Annotated in this window: 2 protein-coding genes; both read right to left on the bottom strand. The window is 32.9% G+C overall.

All coding sequences use genetic code 11. The annotated features are described in order from the left end of the window. Window positions 1–451, bottom strand: a 451-nt coding sequence (locus ACIFO6_RS24085) for a hypothetical protein (RefSeq protein ID WP_430044574.1), incomplete at its 3' end; no start/stop codon positions are given. A gap of 28 nt (window positions 452–479) precedes the next feature. Beyond that, window positions 480–851, bottom strand: a 372-nt coding sequence (locus tag ACIFO6_RS24080; RefSeq protein WP_430044573.1) for a nucleoside triphosphate pyrophosphohydrolase, incomplete at its 5' end; no start/stop codon positions are given.

The raw sequence follows: 851 nt of genomic DNA, 5'->3' as shown, positions 1-851 counted from the left end.
GATCTTTCCCATTCTTTATTGTATACTTAACATTTTTCTCTGAAGCTATTTCTTTGGATATATGAACTATAAAATTTTCAAGAATACTGATTAACATTGATAAAATTGATGAGTAATTGTATTCGCTGAAGTATTCAGTATCTGGTAGGCCTATTTCTGAATGAATATCATATTCTTCAGCGGATGAATCTTTATTAGAAAAAAGCTTTTCAAGATACTCATTTGTTGTAGCTATATATTCATCACAATATCTTTTTGAGTACTCTAAGTATCTGTTTAAACTACCGAATCGGTATTCAAAAATGATAAATGGTTCACTTACATATTCCAAAGCCTGATAGTATTGACTAAACGTTAGAATATTAAAATTGGGATCAAAAGTAGAATCTATCTTGTGTCCCTTTAATAATTGATGCTCTTCTTTTGTAAAATCGAAATATTCCTGCTCCATTAATAAACCTCATATGAATTAGATTTTTTTATTCTACTTTTACCAATAAAAACTTTTCTCCAAACCCGCCACGCTTCTTCTTTTTCTCCAACCTTACTAGTTCAAACTCTTCAATGCTAATTCCCTTATTATCCAATATAGCATATACGACCTCGACCGAATCAGCCAATTCAGCTACTTGGTCTTTTTCTACTGCCGTGATATACTCATACAATTCCTCTTGAAGCTTCACATCAAGCATTTTCTTATATTCTGCGTCATCAAGCACTCGCATCTCAGCTTTCTTTCCTGATGCTTCAATAATCACTGGAATCTTATCCCGAACCAACTTGCTATATTCCTTCATCAGTAATCCCCTCCCCAATATCAACCCTGACAAGAAATCCAAAACTTTCTGACC

This window comes from Paenibacillus sp. NRS-1781, from assembly GCF_050467745.1.
Classification (GTDB): Bacteria; Bacillota; Bacilli; order Paenibacillales; family Paenibacillaceae; genus Paenibacillus; species Paenibacillus terrae_A.
Note: the sequence above shows the minus strand (reverse complement) of the source record. Positions and strands in the feature narration are given on the sequence as shown.